The 2,719-nt window shown below is 61.8% G+C and carries 3 protein-coding genes; 2 read left to right on the top strand and 1 reads right to left on the bottom strand.

Translation table 11 applies throughout. From position 1 onward, the window contains the following. Positions 1 to 186 (bottom strand): hypothetical protein (locus M3I53_RS37735; RefSeq protein ID WP_254320797.1); only part of this gene is annotated, 186 nt, incomplete at its 3' end. A gap of 115 nt (positions 187 to 301) precedes the next feature. Between M3I53_RS37735 and istA the strand changes: the two genes are divergently transcribed. Then, on the top strand, positions 302 to 1,855 hold the full coding sequence (gene istA / locus M3I53_RS37730; RefSeq protein ID WP_254320796.1) for an IS21 family transposase: 1,554 nt from the start codon (positions 302 to 304) through the stop codon (positions 1,853 to 1,855). A gap of 15 nt (positions 1,856 to 1,870) precedes the next feature. Next, positions 1,871 to 2,620 (top strand): IS21-like element helper ATPase IstB, encoded by a 750-nt coding sequence (gene istB / locus M3I53_RS37725; protein WP_254320795.1) that lies wholly within the window; start codon positions 1,871 to 1,873, stop codon positions 2,618 to 2,620. Positions 2,621 to 2,719: the final 99 nt, after the last annotated feature.

The following is a 2,719-nucleotide window of genomic DNA, read 5'->3' as shown; positions in this document are numbered from 1 at the left end:
TGCGTATTTCGGCGAAGTCGAACACGGATTTCGGTTGAAGTCGAACAGGGTTTCCGGAGGAAGGTGAACAGCCGTTTCGTTTGAAGTCGAACGGTTTCGGGGTATTCCGGAATCGGTGTTCGGCGCTCCGAAACGCGTGTTCATCTTCCCGAAATCGGTGTTCAGCCCGCCGAAACGGCTGTTCACTCCGCCGAAATGCGTGTTCGGTGAGCCGAAACGAAAGGCGCGGTTTTGGTTGGCGGTACTGCGGATGGCTCAATCGGCCGGCGGTTAAGGTTGCTCCTTTTGGGAGAACCCGACGATGCCGGCTCACCGGACGACCATGCGCAAAATAAAAGATGTGCTTCGCCTGAAATGGACCTGTAATCTGTCTCACCGGCAGGTGAGCGGCGCGCTCGGGGTCGGGCTCGGCACCATTACCCAATATTTGCAGCTTGCCGCCTCGGCCGGCCTGGACTGGGCGAAGATCGAGCCGCTGTCCGAGGCAGAGCTGGAGCAGTTGCTAGTCAACGGCGCCGTTCCGACAATGGCCGCAGGCAAGCGCATGGAGCCTGACTGCGCCTGGATTCATCGGGAGTTGCGCCGCAAAGGCGTGACGTTGCAACTGCTGTGGGAAGAGTACGTTGGCGCGAACCCCGGCCAGAAGACCTTGCGCTACACGCAGTTCTGTCAGCGATACAAGGACTGGGCCCAGACGTTGAAGCGGTCGATGCCCCAGCAACATTACGCCGGTGAGAAGTTGTTCGCCGACTACGCCGGGCAAACGGTGCCGATTCTCGATCGCACCGGCGGCATTGCGTTCAAGGCGCACATCTTCGTCGCCGTGCTCGGCGCATCGAATTACACGTATGCGTGCGCCACGCGTTCGGAAGCGACACCCGACTGGATCGGCGGCCTCATTGACGCGATGGAGTTCTGCGGCGGCGTGCCAAGGCTGCTTGTGCCCGACAACCCGAGGGCACTGATCTCGAACGCCGACCGCTACGAACCCACGCTCGGCCTGACCACGCAGGACTTCGTGAGCCATTACGGTACCGCGATGCTGCCCGCGCGCCCGCGCAAGCCGAAGGATAAGGCGAAGGTCGAGGTCGGCGTACAGATCGTCGAACGATGGATTCTCGCCCGCCTCCGGAATTACCGGTTCTACAGTCTGGCCGAACTGAATAAGGCGATCGCCGGGCTGATCAACGATCTGAATACTCGGCCGTTCAAGAAGCTCGATGGCACTCGACGCGAGTGGTTCGAGCGGCTCGACAAACCGGCGCTGCGCCCGCTGCCGACGCGCCGCTACGAAATCGCCACCTTCCAGAAGTGCCGCGTCAACATTGACGCGCACATCGAGGTCGACGGTCACTACTACAGCGCACCGCACAGTCTTGTGCGTCAGGAAGTGCACGCGCGCGTAACGCGTTACGGTGTGGAAGTCCTGCACGGCGGCAAGCGCGTCGCCGCCCACGCTCGCAGTCGGCTCAAGGGGAAGTACACCACCGTAGCCGAGCATATGCCTGCGGCTTACCGCGCCCACATGGAATGGACCCCGAGCCGGTTGCTGAACTGGGGCGCATCAATCGGCGTCAGCGCCGAGGCGATCGTCAGGCATTTGCTGACGAACCGTCCGCACCCGGAAATGGGATACCGCGCCTGCCTGGGTCTGCTGTCGCTGTCGCGCAAGTACGGTAAGGAGCGGCTGGAAGCGGCGTGCCAGCGCGCACTCGTGATTGGCGCGCCGACCCAGCGGTCCGTGCGCACCATCCTGCAAACCGGCTCCGACAAGCAGCCACTGCCACAAAACGGGGCCACCGAATGGCAGTCGCCCCTGCACGAGAACGTGCGAGGGCCCAAGTATTACCACTGACCCAAGGAGGTCACGATGTTGATGCAGCAAACCCTCTCCCAGCTCAAGGCCCTCAAGCTGGACGGCATGGCTCGCGCGTTCGAGGAACAGGCGACGCTGACGGCCAGCACGAGCCTGTCGTTCGAGGAACGCTTCGGCATGGTCGTGGATCGTGAGATCGCCTGGCGCGATACCCGGCGGCTTGAGCGATTGCTCAAGTCTGCGAAACTCAAGAATCCACAAGCCTGCGTTGAGGACATCGAGTACCGGCAGAGCCGTGGGCTCGACAAGAGTATCGTCGCCACACTCGCCAACTGTGACTGGATCCGCAATGCACAGAACCTCATCCTGACAGGGCCAACTGGCGCCGGAAAAACATGGATCGCCTGCGCCTTCGGCCAGCAGGCCTGCCGACAGGGCTTCTCCGTGCTGTACGTGCGCGTCGCGCGGCTGTTCGAGGAATTGAAAATCGCCCACGGCGACGGCAGCTTTACACGTCGGCTCGCGCAGCTCGCCAAGATGGACGTCCTGTTGCTCGACGACTGGGGACTGCAGGACGTCGACCAGGGCGCGCGCAACGATCTGCTCGAAGTGCTCGACGATCGCGTCGGCACGAGATCCACGATCATTACAAGCCAATTGCCCCTTGACCACTGGCACGCCTGGCTGCAAGACCCGACTCTCGCCGACGCAATCCTCGACCGCCTCGTCCATCAGGCTCACAAGCTCCCGCTGAAGGGCGATTCGATGCGCAAGAAGAACGCACCTGATCAAAAAGTAGCCTGATCTCGAACACGCGCAGTACAATCTAAGCACTACGCAGCACCTCCCTCCTGGCCTGTTCGACTTCACCGAAACGGGCGTTCAACTTCCCCGAAATACGCA

This window comes from Paraburkholderia sp. CNPSo 3272, from assembly GCF_024206495.1.
Classification (GTDB): domain Bacteria; phylum Pseudomonadota; class Gammaproteobacteria; order Burkholderiales; family Burkholderiaceae; genus Paraburkholderia.
The sequence above is the reverse complement of the archived record's forward strand: the minus strand, read 5'-3'. Positions and strand labels throughout refer to the sequence as shown.

Coding starts and splice junctions, on each gene's coding strand:
- istA (WP_254320796.1), top strand. CDS start 302: ATGCCGGCTCACCGGACGACCATGCGCAAAATAAAAGATGTGCTTCGC.
- istB (WP_254320795.1), top strand. CDS start 1,871: ATGTTGATGCAGCAAACCCTCTCCCAGCTCAAGGCCCTCAAGCTGGAC.